This window comes from Streptomyces marianii, from assembly GCF_005795905.1.
Classification (GTDB): Bacteria; Actinomycetota; Actinomycetes; order Streptomycetales; family Streptomycetaceae; genus Streptomyces; species Streptomyces marianii.
Genome location: NZ_VAWE01000004.1, coordinates 34,488 through 52,814 on the forward strand (window position 1 = coordinate 34,488; position 18,327 = coordinate 52,814).

20 protein-coding genes are annotated in these 18,327 nt (G+C 69.9%); 16 read left to right on the top strand and 4 right to left on the bottom strand.

What is annotated here, in order from left to right:
• The first annotated feature begins 159 nt into the window (after window positions 1-159).
• The 8 genes from FEF34_RS40270 to FEF34_RS40305 all read left to right on the top strand — a co-directional run bounded on the left by FEF34_RS40270 (window position 160) and on the right by FEF34_RS40305 (window position 5,579).
• Entirely contained in the window at window positions 160-972 is an 813-nt protein-coding gene (locus tag FEF34_RS40270) for a hypothetical protein (RefSeq protein ID WP_138058420.1), read from the top strand.
• A gap of 133 nt (window positions 973-1,105) precedes the next feature.
• Window positions 1,106-1,546 carry a Pycsar system effector family protein gene (locus tag FEF34_RS42235; RefSeq protein WP_199800788.1) on the top strand — a complete coding sequence of 147 codons (441 nt, stop codon included), beginning with the start codon at window positions 1,106-1,108 and terminating at the stop codon, window positions 1,544-1,546.
• A gap of 128 nt (window positions 1,547-1,674) precedes the next feature.
• Complete coding sequence (locus FEF34_RS40280; RefSeq protein WP_234043366.1) at window positions 1,675-2,415, top strand: RapZ C-terminal domain-containing protein; 741 nt, start codon at window positions 1,675-1,677, stop codon at window positions 2,413-2,415.
• Between the two features lie 386 nt (window positions 2,416-2,801).
• Window positions 2,802-4,034, top strand: coding sequence for a helix-turn-helix domain-containing protein (locus FEF34_RS40285; protein ID WP_325063683.1), 1,233 nt, complete (start codon window positions 2,802-2,804; stop codon window positions 4,032-4,034).
• A gap of 117 nt (window positions 4,035-4,151) precedes the next feature.
• A complete protein-coding gene (locus FEF34_RS40290; RefSeq protein WP_138058422.1) occupies window positions 4,152-4,385 on the top strand; it encodes a hypothetical protein in 234 nt (77 codons plus the stop codon).
• Window positions 4,382-4,696 carry a hypothetical protein gene (locus FEF34_RS40295; protein ID WP_138058423.1) on the top strand — a complete coding sequence of 105 codons (315 nt, stop codon included), beginning with the start codon at window positions 4,382-4,384 and terminating at the stop codon, window positions 4,694-4,696. Before FEF34_RS40290 ends, FEF34_RS40295 begins: the two co-directional genes overlap by 4 nt.
• 8 nt (window positions 4,697-4,704) lie before the next feature.
• Window positions 4,705-5,118, top strand: a complete 414-nt coding sequence (locus FEF34_RS40300) for an ATP-binding protein (protein ID WP_138058424.1) — start codon at window positions 4,705-4,707, stop codon at window positions 5,116-5,118.
• Window positions 5,119-5,123: 5 nt separating this feature from the next.
• Window positions 5,124-5,579, top strand: coding sequence for a hypothetical protein (locus FEF34_RS40305; protein ID WP_234043367.1), 456 nt, complete (start codon window positions 5,124-5,126; stop codon window positions 5,577-5,579).
• A 166-nt stretch (window positions 5,580-5,745) separates the two neighbouring features.
• Here FEF34_RS40305 and FEF34_RS40310 read toward each other — a convergent pair whose 3' ends face one another.
• The gene (locus FEF34_RS40310; protein ID WP_138058426.1) at window positions 5,746-7,083 is read right to left on the bottom strand and encodes a tetratricopeptide repeat protein; all 1,338 of its coding nucleotides are present in this window, start codon (window positions 7,081-7,083) and stop codon (window positions 5,746-5,748) included.
• Between the two features lie 159 nt (window positions 7,084-7,242).
• Between FEF34_RS40310 and FEF34_RS40315 the strand changes: the two genes are divergently transcribed.
• From FEF34_RS40315 to FEF34_RS40330, 5 genes are all read left to right on the top strand, one after another.
• Entirely contained in the window at window positions 7,243-7,881 is a 639-nt protein-coding gene (locus FEF34_RS40315; protein ID WP_138058427.1) for a hypothetical protein, read from the top strand.
• Complete coding sequence (locus FEF34_RS40320) at window positions 7,881-8,501, top strand: hypothetical protein (RefSeq protein ID WP_138058428.1); 621 nt, start codon at window positions 7,881-7,883, stop codon at window positions 8,499-8,501. The genes FEF34_RS40315 and FEF34_RS40320 overlap by 1 nt, the downstream gene beginning before the upstream one ends.
• A 32-nt stretch (window positions 8,502-8,533) precedes the next feature.
• Window positions 8,534-8,686: a hypothetical protein gene (locus FEF34_RS41850; protein ID WP_171053412.1), complete on the top strand. Its 153-nt coding sequence runs from the start codon at window positions 8,534-8,536 to the stop codon at window positions 8,684-8,686.
• Window positions 8,687-8,783: 97 nt separating this feature from the next.
• Window positions 8,784-9,956 carry a YcaO-like family protein gene (locus FEF34_RS40325; protein ID WP_138058429.1) on the top strand — a complete coding sequence of 391 codons (1,173 nt, stop codon included), beginning with the start codon at window positions 8,784-8,786 and terminating at the stop codon, window positions 9,954-9,956.
• Complete coding sequence (locus FEF34_RS40330; protein WP_138058430.1) at window positions 9,953-11,347, top strand: TfuA-like protein; 1,395 nt, start codon at window positions 9,953-9,955, stop codon at window positions 11,345-11,347. The genes FEF34_RS40325 and FEF34_RS40330 overlap by 4 nt, the downstream gene beginning before the upstream one ends.
• Here the strand turns inward: FEF34_RS40330 and FEF34_RS40335 are convergent.
• Window positions 11,254-12,483: an MFS transporter gene (locus FEF34_RS40335; RefSeq protein ID WP_234043368.1), complete on the bottom strand. Its 1,230-nt coding sequence runs from the start codon at window positions 12,481-12,483 to the stop codon at window positions 11,254-11,256. The genes FEF34_RS40330 and FEF34_RS40335 overlap by 94 nt on opposite strands.
• 237 nt (window positions 12,484-12,720) lie before the next feature.
• Window positions 12,721-13,329 (bottom strand): hypothetical protein, encoded by a 609-nt coding sequence (locus tag FEF34_RS40340; protein ID WP_138058431.1) that lies wholly within the window; start codon window positions 13,327-13,329, stop codon window positions 12,721-12,723.
• Between the two features lie 493 nt (window positions 13,330-13,822).
• Here FEF34_RS40340 and FEF34_RS40345 point away from each other — a divergent pair, with 493 nt between their 5' ends.
• A complete protein-coding gene (locus FEF34_RS40345; protein WP_138058432.1) occupies window positions 13,823-16,108 on the top strand; it encodes a type IV secretory system conjugative DNA transfer family protein in 2,286 nt (761 codons plus the stop codon).
• Window positions 16,101-16,496, top strand: coding sequence for a hypothetical protein (locus tag FEF34_RS40350; RefSeq protein WP_138058433.1), 396 nt, complete (start codon window positions 16,101-16,103; stop codon window positions 16,494-16,496). The genes FEF34_RS40345 and FEF34_RS40350 overlap by 8 nt, the downstream gene beginning before the upstream one ends.
• Here the strand turns inward: FEF34_RS40350 and FEF34_RS44440 are convergent.
• Window positions 16,478-16,960 (bottom strand): helix-turn-helix domain-containing protein, encoded by a 483-nt coding sequence (locus tag FEF34_RS44440; RefSeq protein WP_407698381.1) that lies wholly within the window; start codon window positions 16,958-16,960, stop codon window positions 16,478-16,480. The genes FEF34_RS40350 and FEF34_RS44440 overlap by 19 nt on opposite strands.
• 212 nt (window positions 16,961-17,172) lie before the next feature.
• Here FEF34_RS44440 and FEF34_RS40360 point away from each other — a divergent pair, with 212 nt between their 5' ends.
• The gene (locus FEF34_RS40360; protein WP_171053413.1) at window positions 17,173-18,306 is read left to right on the top strand and encodes a conjugal transfer protein; all 1,134 of its coding nucleotides are present in this window, start codon (window positions 17,173-17,175) and stop codon (window positions 18,304-18,306) included.
• The last annotated feature ends 21 nt before the right edge of the window (window positions 18,307-18,327 follow it).

Here is an 18,327-nt window from a genome sequence, read left to right on the forward strand (position 1 = left end):
GCCCTCGGGGGCGCCTTTGCGTCCGGTGTCTGCGGCGGTGGGCTGGAACCGACCCCGGACATCAGCCGACAGTTTCAAGTCAACTCACAGTTGAACTTGTAGTTCACATACAAAATGTGCCATGGTTGAGCCCGGTATCGCAGCAAAGGAGAAACCCCCTTGAAGATCACCGCCGCCCAGACCAAGACCCGCCGCGAGGAGTTCGCCACCGCCCGGCTGTCGCTCCTCGCCGAGGCGAGCACCAGCACGCAGTACCGCGCCGCCGGCATCGAGGAGAACGTCGAGACGACCCTCGCCGATTACGGCATCGAGGTCACCGCCGCCGCGAAGTGGGGCAACATCCGCCACCACATCGCCGACTACGCCGCGTGCACCGCCGATCAGGACGACGCCGAGACCCTCACCGCCCTTTACGAAGCCGTCGCCGCCCTCGACGAGGCCGAGCTCGACGCCTACCGCAGCGGCGAGCGCGACGCCCTTCCGGCCGAGATCACGGCCCGCGTCCGGCACGACCTCGGCCCCTGCGGTGAGGTCCTCCTCCCCCTCCCCGCCCGCTTCCGCAAGGCGTACGAGACCGAGCTCGCCGACGTCCACCACGAGGCCGACAGTGCCTTGTACCGGCAGGTCTGCCACCACGTCACCAGCGGACGAACCACCGCCCCGCGCTGGCTCCTCGGCCCCCTCGCCGACGTCGCCGCCCTCCTCGCTGACCTCGACGAGGAGGAGTCCGACCTCCCCGCCGCCATCCGCACCGCCCGCCGCCGCAGCTACGCCGAACTCTTCACCCTCCTCGCCCGCCACGGCGCCCGCCCCTGGCCCCGCACCGGCCACGGCGTACGCCCCTGGGGCGACGCGCCCGCCCACTGCGACGACTGCGCCGAGCTTGTCGGCCACCGCGCCCCGGGCGCCGTCGTCGCCGAGGCCGCAGCGCGGGACTCCCGCCCGCTGCGGACCGCGAACCTCACGCCCTGACAAACGGGCCTGCCGGGGCCCCGCTCGGGGCCCCGGCCCACGAAACCGAAAGGACGCCTGAATGTCGCAGGACGACACGCCCACGCCCCCGAGCGAAGCCGCATCGACCGCATTAGGCATCACACCCGCCGTCTTGAACGAGAAACTCAAAGAGGCCCGTACCGATGTGATCACCGAGTTCGGGCGGACGGATGTCAAAGCGGCAGCCTTGGTATCCGCGTTCGGTATCCCCTTCGCCGTACTGGTGGTCGCCCTTCCCGGTCGCGAGTTGAACCCGGTTGCGGCCGTCCTGGTGGGCCTCGGCGCGGTCGGCCTGGTGGCCGCAATCCTCGTCGTCCTCCTGGCCCTGCGCCCCCCGCGGGTCGGGCGGCCTCGCGGCTCCTTCTTCTACTGGGCCACCTGCACCACTCCCGAGGAAGTCATCGCGGACGTTGTGGTCGACCGCCGCGCGGAGAGGCTCATCACCCTGTCGGGTGCTGTCGAGCGGAAGTTCGCCGCCCTGCGCCTGGCGATCGAAATCTTCGGCGGCTCCGTCGTCCTCCTGGTCCTCGCCCTCATCACCGGCCTGGTGTGACCGCGATGCCGCGCGCGCCCCGGACCCCGAGAACACCCACCGCTCACACCCTGCACATCTTTCGAATCACCGACCAGGGCCGCGCCGCAGCCGAAAGCGCCGGCACCACCAAGGAGGACACCTCAGCCATGACGACCCCCGAGCAGACCCTCGCCGCGTACCGCGAGATCGCCGACATACAGCGCGAGTCCGACCGGCTGCACGCCGCCCTCATGCGACGGACCGCGTACGAGGAGCTCACCGCCCGATACGCCCACCTTGAGGAGGACGGGACCAAGGCGCGGGAGTTCAAGGAGGTACGCGAGGAACTCGCCGAGTACACCGAGGGCCGCAGGGAGGTCCCGCCCCCCGTTGACTCCGCCGAGCTCATCGCGCACCACCGCCGCAAGGTCGACGTCTACGGCCGGCACGCCGAGGCGGGATTCGAGGGAGCGGCCGAGGCCCTCGTCGAGGCCGAGGCCCAGCTCGCCGCCGAGCTCGACCGCGCCCCCGCCGCCGTCGAGCTGATCAGCTTCGGATACCTGCACAGCTTGGCCCCCGAGGCTGACCTCGTCATCGACATGCGCCGCCACTTCCGCGACCCGCACGTAACCCCCGGCCTCCGGGAGCTCACCGCCGATCACGAGCTCGTCATGAGGGCGGTCTTCGACACCGACGGCGTTCCCGAACTCGCCGTCGCCATCCGCGCGGCGGTCGACGCCTTCCGCGCCGGTCCCTCGGCCGGAACGGTCCGCGTCGCCGTCGGGTGCGCGGGCGGACGCCACCGTTCAGCCGCAATGGTGAACTACCTCGAAATGCAGTACCGCGGCGACGGGATCAAGGCCAGCAAGGAACACCGGGACATTCACCTCCCCGTCGTCAACCGGTAGACGCGTCAACGTCCCAACCGAGCACCCCGCCCCGTTCAACAGGGGGCGGGGTGCTCCGTAGTTCGGCGGGTGTGACGGACTCGCCGCCCCGGCCGTAACCGGCTCCGTGTCGGTCCCTGCCGCTCCGCTGTCGGCAGCGGCAGGACACGCACACCATCGCGTTGTGGGTCCCTATGTCCCCAGCTCACGGAACATGCGCAGACCTCATAGAGCGAGTGAGATGCGAGGAACGGCGGGCGCCCTGGTGCTCAAATCGCAAGGGGCCCGCGGTGACGATACGGGACTCATTCCTTCCTGGGGGGCGTTCTGTTGCCCTGGCGTCGCACTGTTGCAATCCGCGTACTCTGGGTGTAGTCCCGCGTCGTCACGACCCATAAGGGGTGCCGGTGAACACCTACTCGCGTGAACTCACCACCGGCGACCGAATCAAGCTGTACCGCCAGCGCAAAGGGCTTTCGCAGGCCGCGCTAGGTGGCCTGATCGGCCGCTCGGAAGACTGGGTAAGCAAGGTTGAGCGGGGAGTCATCCCCGTAGACAAGCTGTCTGTACTGCTCGAAATCGCCCGCGTCCTCGACATACGGGAACTCGCCGAACTGACGGGTCGGAGTATCGCACTGGCCCCGAACGGCTCACCCGAACACGAGTCGGTGCCAGCGATCCGCCGAGCACTCAACACGATCTCTTCACGCCTGGGCGCCGATCTGCCCGGGGACCCCCTGACTCCGGACGAGCTGACACAGCGCGTCGGCGAGGCGTGGCACGCGTACGAGTACGACGTCAATCGGTACGCGGTCGTCGGGCCGCAGTTGCCGACGCTGCTTGCCGAAGCGCACTACGCCGCTCGCAACGCCACTCCCGACGACGAGGGCACGGTCGCCCGCGCCGTGATCAGCCTCTATCACCTGTTGCAGGTGTTTCTACGCCGTGTTGGCGAACCGACTCTTTCCCGCGTGGCCGCGGACCGAGCGCTACAGCTCGCCGACCAGACCGGCGACCCGGTGCTACTCGGCGCATCCGCGTGGAACATGGCCCTCGTGCTCACCAGCACGGGAGACGTGGCCGAGTCCGCAGACCTCGCCCGTTCGGCTATGGAGGTCACCGAGCCGGGTGACGACGCCTCCCCCGAACTGCTGTCTGTTCATGGCGCCTTGCACCTCGCCGCCGCCGTCGCCACCATGCGCGACAACCGGCCGTCGGCCGCGTGGGACCTACTCCACGATGCTGACCACGTCGCACGCCGCGCCGGCGTCGACCGTAACGACTGGCGTACGGCATTCGGTCCGACCAACGTCGCCATGCACGGGGTACACCTCGCTGGGGAGGAAGGCGACGCCGCCGAGGCGCTACGCCTCGCCGACACCATCGAGCCGGATAGCCCGGTGCTCCCACTCGAACGGCGCACGCGGTACCTGGTCGAGGTGATGAACGCCAACCGGTTGAAGCAGGACGACTATGCGACGCTCTACATGATCGGACGCATTCGCAAGACCTCACCCGAAGAGGTCAAGTTCTTCCCCTTGGTGCGCGAGGCCGTCCGTGACCTGTTGAAGCGGGAACGCCCTGCTTACCGGGCCGAGTTGCGTGACCACGCCGCGCATGTCGGCGTCCTCGCTGGCTGATCGGCAACCCCGGAATAAAGGCACCCCGGAACTTTTTCCGGGGTGCCTGCTCTTGCGCCCCCTACGGTCTGGCCAGTGGTGAACTCCCTTGCCACATCGACGAGTCGAGGGGGCACGATGACCGCAAACAGTCAGATCGGGTACCGCGTTGAGCGGGTGCCTGACAAACCGTTGGGCCGCACACAAGCCGGCCGCTTCTTCATTCCCTTACGCATCACGGACGGCCAAGGGACCACCGAGGCGCACCTCGTGCTGTCCGGCACCGATTCCGAGCAGCTACTCGGAGAGCTGTCCCGCCTGCTGGCCGGTGGCGAGCCTGCACCGCTCGACCCCATCGGAGAGCCCGCATGACGGCCCTCACTCTCCCCGGATACGCGTTCCTTGGCTTCACCTGCGCGCACCGCGTCACGGCCGGTGCCGTCGTGTGTGACAACAACGAGTGGCGTGAGGTCTCCGAAGTCCTCGACGAACGGCTACACGCCGGCATCGCCATCATCACCTTCGCGGTCGACGGCACGTTCATACACGTTCGGCCCTCGGCGCGGCTGCTCGTCTGCGCCCGTGAGACCCCTGACCCCTGCGAGCGGCACAAGACGCCCCAGCCCCTCGCCAACCTGCCCGCGGCCTACCCGTCCCCGGTGGCCCCGGAGGGCGAGAGGTGACCAGAACCATGACCGCACCGCACGACACTGGGGCCCTCGTGGGCCCCCCGCCCCGGATGGTCCTCGACGCAGTCGAGCAATCAGTCAAGGAGGCCCGCGACTTCGCGAAGGAGTACATCGAGTTTCACCAGATCCGCAGCGACCTGTGCGACGACGTGTTACTCGTCGTCTCTGAGGTCGTCACCAACGCCATCCGGTACGGCACGGAACCAGGTGACTCTGTACTCGTTGAGCTCGGCCACGGCCCCGACAACGTCAGTATCGAGGTACACGACACCCGACGTGCCGAACCCCGTTTCCGCCCGGAGTCCGTAGAGCGTCAGCGGGGCCGTGGAATGTTCATCGTGGACGCCCTCGCAACCTGGGGTGTCCGCGACCGCCCGTTTGGAAAGATCGTTTGGGCGGAGGTAAAGGCATCGTGACCACCGTGTCCCAAACCGACTCGCCTCCCGGCCCTGGGTTCGTCGCGGGCATCCGACTTGCAACCGGCATCCATCAAACCGACGCGTTCACCGTGGCCAACCTGCTTGCCTTCCACGCTCCGCCCCGACTCGCACACGAGACCGACGAGAGTATCCGCGAGGGCATGCAGGCGTTCGCCGCCGCGATGGATCTCGGACCACACGACGAACACCCGCCGTACATCGGCCATCGCATCCGGATACGGCAGGGTATGCCGTGGCTCAACTACGCCGACGAGTACAGCCTGTGCGTACCCGCGGCGCGGTCGTGGCTCGACGTGGCCGACAACGGCGGGCCTATCCGGGTCTTAGTCCTGTTCAACCCCCTGGCCCCCGGGGGCGATCAGCAACGGACCGCCGAGCACGTGCGCGACTGCTACGAGCGCGGCGCGATGCGCTGGGGGACGACGTACCACGTGTGACCGGGTCACGCACATGAGAACGGGCCGCCCCGAAGTGGTGAATACTTCGGGTCGGCCCGTTCGTGTCGAGGGTAGCGGCATCGCCCCCTCGCACCGTGCCCGGCCTCGCAGGGACGGGCGCGGTGTGCTGGTGCCGGATCAGTCGTCAGGTGGGAGCTGTTCCGGGTTAGGGCCGTCGTACGGCGGTGGTGAGCGTCCGTGCCCGTTCGCCGAGCGCCTGAGCGATCTTGTTTCCTGGGTGCTGCCGGACCGAGCTCCGCAGGGTGGCGAAGTGGTCGTCACAGCGGGCCGAGCTGACGTGTTGGTAGTCGTCAAGGAACACACCCCACGTCGCGCACGCCGCTTCGAGGTGGCCGTACTCGAACTGTCGCTCGGCGAGGAGGGCCGTCGAGCGGGCCCGCGCGCGGCGCTCGGTCTGCGGCCGGCACCGGTTGGACTCTTCCATAGCGGCGATCGAGCCGCCGAGGTCGCCGAGCTCGTGCAGGACGTGACTGGTGTGGTAGTGCAGGGCGGCCGGGTGGTATCCGGCGACGGTCCCTGATCGTGACGTGGCCTTTTCGAGGGCGGTCTCGGCCTCCCTGAGTTGCCGTTTGGCGTCGTCCCGAGCACCGACGGCCGCCGAGGCGTGCGCCTGCTGGCCGACCAGGAAGGCCCGCAAGCGGGGACCGGCGGCCGGGGCCGCGGCTGCCGCAGCGTCGGCGTACTGAAGCGCGGTCCGTCCGTGACCGAGGCCGACGGCTTGCACGCTCATGCCGCGCAGTGCCGTGCAGTAGGTGAGGTGGTCCGACCCCTCCCCGGCGAGCCGTAGGGCCTGCATGTAGTACCGCTGGGCAAGGCCGTGTGCGTTGGCGTCCATCGCCATCCAGCCGGTGAGGTAGGCGAGATCGGCGGCGGCCGAGCACATCGCCCGCCGGGTCTCCTCGGAAGCGCTGCACTTGAGGTACCGGGCCACCGTGTTACCGAGGAAGGCCGAGGCGAGCGGGCGGACGTGGCTACCGCCGAACTCGTCGTCGAGGTCGGCGAGGCGGGCGGACATGGCGGTCACGGTGGCTACCTCGTTGGGGCCGATCCGTGTCCCGGGGATGGTCTGGGCTCGCCGTGCGCGGTCGACGACGTCCCACTCGGGAACGGCGAGGGTGACCGAGTAGAGACCGACGGCGCCGAGCACCGCCCGGCGGGAGGGGTCCATATCTGCACTCCACAGGTCGATAAGGGCGGCCACGGTGTCGGCCTGGTCGGGCGCGGGGGTGTCGGCTCCGAATCCGGCGGCCGAGCTGGTGATGGTCCGGCCCAGCCGCCGGGACAGGCATTCGAGGATCGCCGCCTGTGCCGGGGGCCGGGGGATAGTGCCGCGTAACCAGTGCGACACCGCCGTTGCGTCGTACCGGAGGCCGAGCCGCATCTCGGTTCCCACGGCGTTGACCTGGCGGGCGAACTTCGCGTTCGCCCATCCGGTTTCACGGATGAGGCATAAGAGAGCGATGTTCCGTGTGCGGTCGGGCATGACTGTCCCTCCCCCGGAAATTCAAGGGTTTCAACCCTAGCCCCGGCACCGGCCCTAGAAGCGTGCTGCGAGCGGGAGTTGACTCTCCGTCAGCCGCTCGGGGGCCGGGAACCATGGCGCCGGGCGGCGGCCACCGACCGCCGAGACCCCGGAGGGATCATGGACACCAGCGCGCTCGCGGAACGGCTCCCGGCCCGCACCGCTTGGGAGGAGACGGGCACGGTTGTACTGCCCGACGTGCTGCCGCCGGACCGCTTCAAAGCCCTGGAAGAGGAGTCGGCCGGACGGCTCGACCTGGTCACGCCGCACGTGCACACCCACACCGCCGCCCACCGCGACGGCTCGTTCGCGACGCCGGTTCACTGCGGTTTCATCCCGCCGGGCCCGGTGCTCGAAGAACTCGCGTACGACAAACCGCTACTGAAGGCGCTTCGGGAAGCGACCGGCATCCCGCGCCTGATTCCCCGCGGCGGGGCCGTCGTGCTCTACCGCAAGGGTGACTTTCAGGGGCTCCACACCGACTCTTCGAAAAGCACGGTCACGGTCGGTATCGCCCTGACGCCGGACCTCCCGCCGATGGGGTGGGCGCCGCACCTCCGCCACCCGGACGGCCGCCAACTCGCGAACACTGTTGCCGAGTTCGGAATCTTCCCGGTAGGGGAGGAGTTCACGACGCTCGATCACCCCTACAACGACGGCTCGGTACGGGCGTTCGCCGGGTACCACTTCGCGCACTGGCGGCCCCCGCTCCCGGTCGAGGCGGGCCTCCTCGTGACCATGTCGTTCATGGACCTGTGATGGACGGCACGACGCTACGGCGGACGTGGCTCGCCGAGGGCCGCGCGGACGTGCCGGCCGACGTCATCGAGGCGGGGCTCTGGGACGAGCTCGCCGAGGAGGCCGGACGGCTGGAAGCCGTCGCGGTCGACCGGCACAACCAGCGGCCGGGCCTCCTGGCGATGAGGGACGGGAGCATCACCTCCCCGCAGCGCTGCAAGGTCCACCCCGGCGCGGCGGCGCTGCGGGCCCTCGCGCAGTCCAAGACGCTCGCGGACGTGGCGGCCGAGGCGACCGGCGCGCGGAGCATGACCGCGATCCGCTTCGGCTTCAAGTTCTACAACCCCGGCGACTACATGCACGTTCACCGCGACGACGGGAAGTGCGAGATCACGTTCAGCGCCGCCCTGACGCCCGGCCTCGGCTCCATGGGGTGGCTGCCGAACCTGCGATGGCTGACGACCGAGGAAGTGGTCGAGCGGCTCGCCGATACGCCGTACCCGGACGGCGACGCGTTTCCCGTGCAGTACCGGAACCTGACCGGATTCGACGGGTCCCGGATTCCCCACTGGCGTGCCCCGCTCGACAGCCAATCGCGCGAGGTGCTGGTCACCGTCTGCTTCACCGACCTTTCGGTGTAGCAGCAACCGCTACGAGTTCCGAGGAGGAACCCATGCCCGAGATCGTGACCACCGTCGTGCCGGCGGACCCGGCCGACTTCATCGCCGAACTGCACGCCGACGGCGCCATGCCGCAGAACAGCGGCGGCGACCCGGCCGTTCCCGACTCCGCGTTCCCCGACACCCACACCTACCCGACCGTCTGACCGGCGGGCCGGTAGTCGGTAGCTGACCGGCCCGGCCGTCGGACGCCTCCCCGCGTCCGACGGCCGGGCCTCGTCGTCCCCGAGAGGAGAGACGCCCATGCGAAAAGCGTTCTTCACCGGTACCCACCGCACCCGCCACCCCGGCGAGACGTGGGCCGAGCTGCGCCCACTACTGACGGCCTACGGCATCACCCGCGTTGCCGACGTGACCGGGCTCGACGACCTCGGTATCCCCGTCACCATGGCCGTGCGGCCCCTGGCCCGCACGCTGAGCGTCGCGCAGGGCAAAGGGGCGTCACTGGACGCCGCCCGCGTGTCCGGCGCGCTGGAAGCCGTCGAGGCGTGGCACGGCGAGCGCGCCGTACCCGCGCCAGTCGAGCGGGCCCCGGCCGAGGCCCTGCGCCTGCCGTATCCGGTGACCGCGCTGGAGACCCACCCCGGATCTCTGCTCACCGCCCGCACGGTGCTGGACTGGATCACGGCCCGCTCGGCGGTCGACGGCACCCCCGTGCCGGTGCCGGCCGCTTGCGTACGGCTCGGCCGAGAGGCTCACGACCGGTGGCGGCTGCATCTGCCGAGCGCGTCCACCAACGGACTCGCGTCCGGCAACACGGCGGCCGAGGCCATCACTCACGCGCTGTGCGAGGTGATCGAACGAGACGCCGTCAGCAACCTGACCAGCCCCGCGCCCGAGGGCCGCCCGGTGCGCATCGACCCGGGAAGCGTGGCCGATCCGCACTGCGCGGAACTGATCGAGCGCGTCCACCAGGCCCGCGCATGGCTGGAGTTGTGGCACCTGCCGAGCCGTTTCGGGGTGCCGGTGATGAGCGCCTATCTGTGGCGCGAGGACCAGCCCGCGCTACTGGTCTCCGGGTCCGGGGCACACCTCGAACCGCACGTCGCCCTGTCGCGGGCGATCACCGAGGCCGCACAGTCCCGGCTGACCGCGATCACCGGAAGCCGCGAGGACGTCCACCCGGCCACCTACCGGGAGGCCGGACACCGCGGCCCCGCCGCCGCGGCCGAGCCGGGCGCCGACTGGGGACAGCTCGCCGCCCAGTTCACTGCCGGATTCGACACCGACGAGCGCGAGGCCGGGCACCTGGCCGCCCGCATCGCGAGCGTGACCGGCACGGCCCCCCTGGTCGTCGACCTGACACACGGCCCGTACGCGAACGGGGTGTTCTCGGTGGTCAAGGTGGTTGCGCCGAGCCTTCGGTACGACTCCCGGCACGTCATCCCCCGCCCTCGACAGGAGGCCGCCGCATGAGCCGTACCGTCCATGTCTTCTCGGGCCCGACCCTCCCGGCCGCCCGCGTCCGCGAGCTCCTGCCCGACGCGGTGTCCCATCCACCGATCGGGCACGGTGACCTGTTACGCCTCGACACCGCGCCCGGCGATACGGTCGTGATCATTGACGGGGTGTGGCACCAGAGCGCACCCGTGCGACACAAAGAGATCCTGTTGTTGCTGGCCGAGGGCGTGCGGGTGGTCGGCGCGGCGAGCATGGGCGCACTGCGGGCCGCCGAGCTCGCGCCGTACGGCATGACCGGTGTCGGGCGCGTCTTCGAGGACCTGGCGGCCGGGGTGCTCGACGCCGACGACGAGGTTTCCGTTCTGCACACCCCCGAGGGACAGCCGGTGTCCGAGGCCCTGGTGAACATCCGGGCCGCCCTGGTCCGGTGCGCCGCGGCCGGGCAGATCAGCGAAGCCGACGCCGCCACGCTCGAACGGCTCGCCCGCGCGCTGCCCTACACCCGCCGCACATGGGCCGCGCTCGCCCACCGGGCCCGCGAGGAGGGCGCGGGGGCCGCGTTCGCCGCGGTCGACGGGTGGCGCCGCCGGAACACGTACGACGTCAAGGCCGAGGATGCGGAACGCGCGCTCGTCCTGGTTGCCGAGGGCGGCCCGCCGGCACCCGAGGACGGGGCGCAGGCGTGGGCGGGGGAGGCGTGGCGGACATCGCACGTGCGGTACTGGACGGCGGCCCACCGTCCCGGCCCCGGCGGCGTGCCGTTCCTCGCGGTGCTGCAACACCAACAGCTCTACGACGACGGGTTCCCCGCCCGGTGGCGGGCCCGGGTCCTGTCCGCCATCGCGGGAGAGGACACCGGCCCGGACGGCATCGAGGCCGCCGCGCTGCGTACCGCCGCGGCCGAGGGGGTCGACGTGGCCGCCATGTCCCGGCAGCAACTCGCCCATTGGCTCGCCCCGGCCGAACTGCGGGCCCTCCCCCCGGGCGAGGCACTGCTCAGGATCATGGTCCGCTCGGCCCGGCTGGATGGCGCCTGGTCGGTGTGGCCGTCGAGCCGCGCCGAGGCCGGGGACCTGGTCGACGACTCCTTGCCGACGGCCGAGGACATCGCCAAGGCGTACGCCGTGAACGCGGCCGTCGAGGCGGCCGACCCCCGGCACACCACCGCCCGACTGTCCGCCGACCGGATCGGCCGACACCTCATCACCCGGTGGAACCTCCCGGCGTGCGCGGGGCGGCCGGTACTGGACGCGGCGGCCCGCGACCGCGCATTCCGTGACTTCGGCGGGGCGGTCGAGGTGGCCCGAGCGTTCTACCTCGGCGCTCGGACGGACACGGCGGCCGTGCCCTCGGGCACCGGCTCTTGCGAGGGATGCCCGGCGGCCATGGCCAGGGCGCGAACCTGACGGATCAGCAGCGGCACCACGGCAGCGAGGACGATCACCAGGGCGCCGCCCGCGAGGGTGGCACGGACCCCGACGGCACGGGAGACCGGCCCGGCCAGGAGATAGCCGAACGGCACGGGAACGAGCTGCCCGAGCGTCGAGTACGACAGTGCCCGGCTCAGCCGGTCCGCCGGGATGCGTTCCTGAACCAGGCCAGACCACACGGTCATGCTGACCGCGAGCCCCGCACCGGCCGCCGCCGTCGCGGCGACGAGCACCGGCAGCGGCGCGGCGGCGGCCATCGCCGCGAGCGGCAGGGCCAGAGACCCGGTACCGGCGCACACCACCCGGCCAACCAGCCGGGGCCGCCACACCAGAGCCACGGCGGCCCCGGCCACCAGTCCGCCCGTGAACCCGGAGACCACCAGGCCCCACATTCCCGCACCGCCGAGGAACCGCGCACCGTAGACCGGGCCGAGGAGCTGATACCCGACCAGCCACACCGGCACGACGAGCGCGCCTTGTACGACCATCACCCACAGCCAGCGGCGGGACCGGAAGTCGGTCCAGCCGTCCCGCAGATCGGCCAGGAACCCCGTCTTCACCTTCACCGGCCCCGGCTTGAGGTCGATCCGCGCGAACAGGAGGGCAGAGGCCGCGAACGTGGCCGCGTCCCATCCGATGGCCCAGGCCGACCCGAACGCGGCGACGAGGACACCGCCGAGCGCCGGGCCGCCGACCTTGACGAGGTTCTGCGCGATCTTCAGGAGCGCGTTCGCCGCGTGCCGCGCCTCGGCCGGCACCACTTCTTTCACGATGCCGCCCGCGGCCGGGGTGAAGAACGCCGCCGCCACGCCACAGATCCCGGACATGAGCACCAGATGCCACACCCGGGCCGCACCGGACCACAGCAGCGCCGCGGCGAGGCCCTCGGCCACGGCACACACCACGTTCGACCACACCATGACCCGGGCGCGCGGAAGCCGGTCGGCGACGACGCCGCCCACCAGGAGTAGAAGGATCTGCGGCGCGACGCTTGCCGCGAGGACCAGGCCGAGCGCGCCCGCTCCCCCTCCGATGTGCAGCACCGCGAACGCGAGGGCAATCGGGCTGACGGCCGAGCCGGTCCACGACAGGACGCGGGCGGTGAAGTGCAACCGGTACGGCCGGATCGTGAGCGGTGCCCCGGCTTCCCGGACGCGAGCCGCCCACCCGATCCGGGGGACGGCCCCCGCCGCATTTCGGTTCGGCAAACGCACGTTCCGCAAGATCCAACTCCGCCCAGAGAACACGAAAACCCGGCGGCGAGACAGCCACCGGGAAACCCGCGCCCCGACTCTAGGGCAACCGCAAGATCCTCTGCCGCATACGCAACAGCCCGCCCCCAGTGAACTTCAGTACAGCCGGATACCACCCTCACATGCAGCGCCGCTGGTCACAGATGACCGCTCGAAGTGCCGAAGACGACAGCCCCCGTCATTCCGGTCACCGGGGCTTTCCTGCTCGTCCGGTTCTTCTTGTGCGTCGCCGATGGCAACACGGATGTCGTGCATGTTCCGCTGTACCTCGATGAGGCTCGCCTCGGCCCGGCCGAGGGCTCGCCGCACCCCCTCTACGTCACCGTCCTGGAAGTGGAGGTGAGCGCCGAACGTGTCCGCAGCCGCCACCACGGCCATAGCCGACGCCGCGCGGCCGGGGAGGGTCTCCTCCTCATCGAGCCCCATGAACTGAACCCCGGTTCGGTGCAGTCGATTGACCAGCACGTTTGCCGACAGGGCGGAATCGGGTCCCACCTGTCCGGCCCAGCCGAGCAACACCTCGGCCTCGTCCTGGTCGTTGTCCAGCCGCATGGCGGCGGTGATCTCCAGCTCGACCTGTGCCAGCAGGACCCCGAGCAGCCGCCGGCGGTCCTCCTCCTGCGGGCCCTGCGGCCACAGCTCGGGGTCGAGCACAGGCTCGGCCCCCAGGGCAACCAGGGCCGCATAGACCTGTTCAGCACTCACCGGGTGCTCACTTCGGATGCTCACCCGCCCAGCCTCACCCCGCTGGGGCGCGAGCGCACCCCAGCGCGGCGCCGGGCCTGCCTGATCACTCCAGTCGTACCGGCCAGTCATGGAACGGAATGGGTGGCAGGCTGGCGCGTTCACGCTCGGTCTCGTCGATTCCGCAGGCCACACAGATGTTCCAGTCCGCCTCAACGCTGGATCGACAGGGGAAATCGAGCAGCCCATGACACCGCGGACACGGCCGGTCGGGGACATAGGGGACGTACTCCGGTTCTGACATCTCAGGCCCTCCACGGAGCGGCGTCACGGTGGTGCACACCTGGGCAACGAGTCACCTCTCCCGGAAGTCATTGTGATCACTGAAGTGTGAAACGGGCACGTGCGAGCTCCCCGATAGCGTCACGGGAAACCCCACGGCGTCCGGCCGTGGCCGTGCGCGAGGATCACTAGGGCACGCCCCGCCGGGCGTGCGGCACAGAGAGGGGGAAGCGTGGAAGCCCTACCGAACCCGAGGGACCTCGTCGACGGACTACCCGGCGGCGCGCTCGGCCTCGGCGGGGGCGGCCTGTTGGCCGGGATGATCGTCGTTGCGGTGCTCGCCAACCAGGGCACCCCGGCGGACCGCGAGAAGTTCAACCGGAGCATCGAGCAGTTCTTCGGCAACGCCGCCGCCGGCATCGGCCGGTACGTCAGCGGGCGCGAGCTCGTCGGCGAACCCCGCAGCGAGGCAACGTGGTGGACGGCGGGCGCACCGTTGCCCGACGACCGGGCCACCGAGACCCCCGTCGAGCAGCTCGGCGCCGACCCGGGCGCCCCGGCCGCCGTGTCGCTCGACAAGCCGTCCAAGGTCCGCCGTGCCCTGCACGTCATCGCCGCCCCGTTCCGCCTCCTGTTCGGCGCCCTCGCGGGCCTGTGGCGCGTGCTGGGTGTCTGGCACCGATGGCCGCGCGCCGCCCGCTCGGCGGTCCGCCTGTCGCCGATCGTCCTCGCGTGGGCATGGTGGCGATTCCCCGCCGAGCTGGAACTCGCGCTTATCGCACTCGCGTTGGCCGTCTTTGCCGCCGCCCTCACCAGTCCCGCCGGACTCGGGTGGTGGCGCGTCCGGCCCGTGTGGACAGATGGACAAATCTACGGGCCCGGTGTGTGGGTAGCGGCGCGTCAGATCCTCCGTTTGGAGGACAAGGAACCGCGCTCCCGGTGGCTCGCCGTTCCCGACGACGTCCGGGCCGAGGACGCCCGAATCGTGCTGCGTGTTCCCGCGAGTTGGATCGGCGGCCCCGAGGCCGTCACCGCAATTGAGCGCATCATTGAGGAGCGGGTTCCCGGTGAATGGGTGCCCCAATGGGAGCGCACCGGCAAGGAGCATTACGTCCGGTGGACTCCCAAGCCGAAGCCCGTACCGAGGCCGGTCCTTCCGGACTACGTCCCGTGGAAATCCACGGGAGACCCGCGCAGCGTCTTTGTCGGCCTCGCCATTCAAGGCGATTACCTCGTTGACGCGGTCGTTCAGACGCAGACCGCTACGCCTCATTGGGGCGTGGCCGGTGGCACCGGTTCGGGTAAGTCGACAGTTCTTTACATCCCTGTCGTACATGGCCGTCAGAACGGCGAACTGATCGACATTCTCGACACGAAGAGGAACAGCCTCGCCGAAGCGGAAGGGTTTTCCGGCGTTCGCGTTCACAAGACCGTGCGGGCATGTATCGCGGCGTTCGGGGAGTTCCTCACGTCGATGATGGCGGCCGAGGCCGCAATCGAAAAGGGAGCCGATCCCGCCCTACGCGCCGCCCTTGTTCCCCGCACGCTCGTTGTGGATGAGCTCCCGACGTTGATCAAGCTCGCTTACACATGGTGGCGTTACGGCCTCAAGGGGAAGGGAACCCCGCCGTTCCTTAACTGGCTCTCGATTATCCTCCTGCAAGGCCGCTCCTCGAATCACCGTGTCGTCGTTGGAACGCAGCAGTTCGCCAACACGTTTTTCGGTGGAACGATGGAGCGCGCCCAGATCGGGACCAGGATCGCCGTCGGCCATCAGGACCGCGTCAGTTGGGGCGTTGCCTTCGGGCAGAGCACACCGGTTCTCAAATACGACACGGAAATCCCGGGGCGTGGCGCTTTCGCCGACAATCGGCAGGACCCCGAGGCCGATTACCTGTACGTCCGGGAGATTCAGCCGTCCTACATCACGCCCGACGTGGCAAAGCTCCTGGCGCAGTGCGCCCCGGCCCCGGCCTGGTTCGACGCGGGGGAAATGGCGCCGTGGATTACCCCCGAACTCCTCGACGAGGTGAACCAGACCGCGGCGACGGGCGCGTTCCTTCCCGGCGGCAAGTACGGGCCGCCGTCGCTCCCCTCTGTCGGCTCCGCTGCCGCTGGGGGGATCACCGGGGGTTCGCCCAGCTCACAGCACACGACAGCAGCACTCACGACAGGGGGCACGACAGCAGGCGCGACAGGCGCCGGCGCCGAGCTCGTGCCCGCCGAGGCCGAGGACCAGGACGAGGCCCTCGTCGAGACGTACAGCCTCGCCGTCGCGTTCGAGCGCGGCATCATCCCCTATAAGGCGGCCACGATCCGGACCTATTTCAAGCGCGGCGAAAAGCGCGGGATCAAGGCGCCGGAAGGCATCACCGACGGGCAGACGTCCTTTTATAGTGAGGAGGAACTCAAGACCTGGCTTGCGGAATGGCACGCATGGCAGGAGAAGAACAACACCCCGGCACCCCGCAAGGCGGCCGAGGCCGACAAGGAAACCGAGGGCGCCCCGAATGGCTGATCCCGCCGAGGCAAAAGAAATCACCCGTCAGTACCTCGCACAGGGAGAGTCGGACCTCAAAGAAGGAAAGGCCGCTTTCGTTTCGGTGGACCTCGTCCACGGACGGATTCGGGCGTACGCGTCCGTGGAGTACGCCGACATTACCCCCGTCCTCGTCGGCACTGGGTGGCACATGCGATGGCCTATTCCGCCCGTCGACAACGACCGCGCAAACGGCCTCATCGACGCAATCGCCGATCATGCCGAGAACCTGTTCCGGATGATCTCGGTTCGCGATGAACCCGACCCGTGCGGCGTCATTCTGTATGCCGGTGCCGGGACGTGTATCGATGAAATCCAGCGGCGTTGCGCCGAGGAGTGGAAAACCTACTACGAGGCCCCTCGGTAGGGGCGGGTAAGGGAATCGGCGGGGGCGTCCGGGTCATCACCCGGCGCCCCCGCCGATTCTTGTAGCGGGCAAGGTGTCGCCGACGTCCCGAACGACTCCGCCGGAACTCCAAACGTCCTGGCGAGAATCGGGAACCATCGGGAAGGAACGTTCTGGCGTCCCCGCTCGACCTTGCAGTACGTCGATTTCGTGACCTTGAGTATGCGAGCAACATCCTTTTGGAGCATTCCCGCTGCGAGACGGAGAGAGTGCAGGGAGAGGGATTCACCTTCCTCTATCAACTCGGATACGGGAACGCCGAGGACGTTCGCGAGGAGTTGCAGCCGATTGGGGCGGGGGAGTCGGCCGGTCGTTTCCCACGTGGATACAGCGCCCCGGGAACATCCCAAAGCGGTGGCCAATTGACTTTGCGTCATCCCGCGCTTCCTGCGCAGGTGTCGCAGCCGCTCACGGCGTATGCGCACCCCTCTGGCTCCCCCGTCTCGTTGTGCTCGTGGGGCGGCACTTTAGCCGTCCTTGATCACCTCCGTGGCGCGCGATGTCACAGCCAAGCCACAACCTGCCCGAGGCCGTTACCAACTTCTTTGACGCTGTGATCGGGCGCGGCATATGGTCGATCAAGGTGTGACCACATGTGCCCAAGTGGGGCTAGATGCGGGGGAGGTTACGGGGAGTGGTGTCGCTAGGAACCATCGCCCGGAAAGTCATGGGTCTGCCGGAGCCATCCGGGCAGAGCGGGGCGGCCGGGAAACCGGCGGCCGGTGTCCCCCAGCAGGGCGAGGCGGCACCCCGGCCGGTGAACCCGTGGGAGTCCGCGGGCGCCGAGCTGAGGCAGCAGACCGCCAACGGAAAGGCCCCGGCCGCCGCCCGGCCCGCGCCGACGACCGCCGCCTCGGGCACGCCGTGGACACCGCAGGACGAACGGTCGGGCGCCGTGTTCGTGCGCCGCCTCGGCCGCGGCCTGGTCTGGTTCGTGCTCATCCTCGCCGCCGTCACCGGAGTGCGGGCGTGGTTCATCCCGCCGAAGGTGGAAGCGCCCAAGGCCCCCACCGTGAAGGCCGAGGCGACCTACCCCGACGAGGAGGCGCAGCTCGTCGCCGCCCGCTTCGCCCGCGCCTACCTCGGATGGGACGAGGCCAAGAAGGATGAACGCGCGCAGCTCCTCGCGTCCGTCCTGCCCGCCAACTCCGACACGACCATGGGATGGGACGGAAACGGCCGTCAGGACGTCCTCGCCGTCCAGCCGGGCGCCGTGACCGAGAGCAGCAACGACCAGGCCCGCGTACGGGTTGACGTCCTGATCCGGCCCGTGGCCGAGGCGGAGCCCGCCAAGAAGGGCAAGAAGGCGACGGCCCCGGCCGAGGAACCGGCCCGGTGGATCGGCCTAGACGTGCCGGTCGTCGAGACGTCCGGACGCGTCGTCGTCACCGGTCGGCCCGGCCTCGTCGGCATCCCCAAGAGCGGCCCCAACGCCCCGGAACTGCCCACGACCAAGACCGATCCCGAGCTGAGCACACAGACCGAGTCCGCCGTCGACAAGTTCTTTGCGGCGTACGCCGAGGGCGACACCGACGCCGTCACCGCGCCCGGCGCGAGCGTTCCGGCGCTCCCGGCCGGGGTCGAGTACGGGGGGCTCGTCTCCTGGTCCGCCGACGCCGGCAGCGGCGACAGCCGCACCGGGACCGCTCTTGTCTCCTGGTCCCTCGGCGGCGCCAAGGTCGAGCAGGTCTACCGCGTGACCATCACGCGTGTGTCGTCGTCGGACGCCCACCGTTGGCAGGTCGACGACGTCCGCGGCGGGTCGGCCTGACCCGCGCATGTCCCCAGCTCA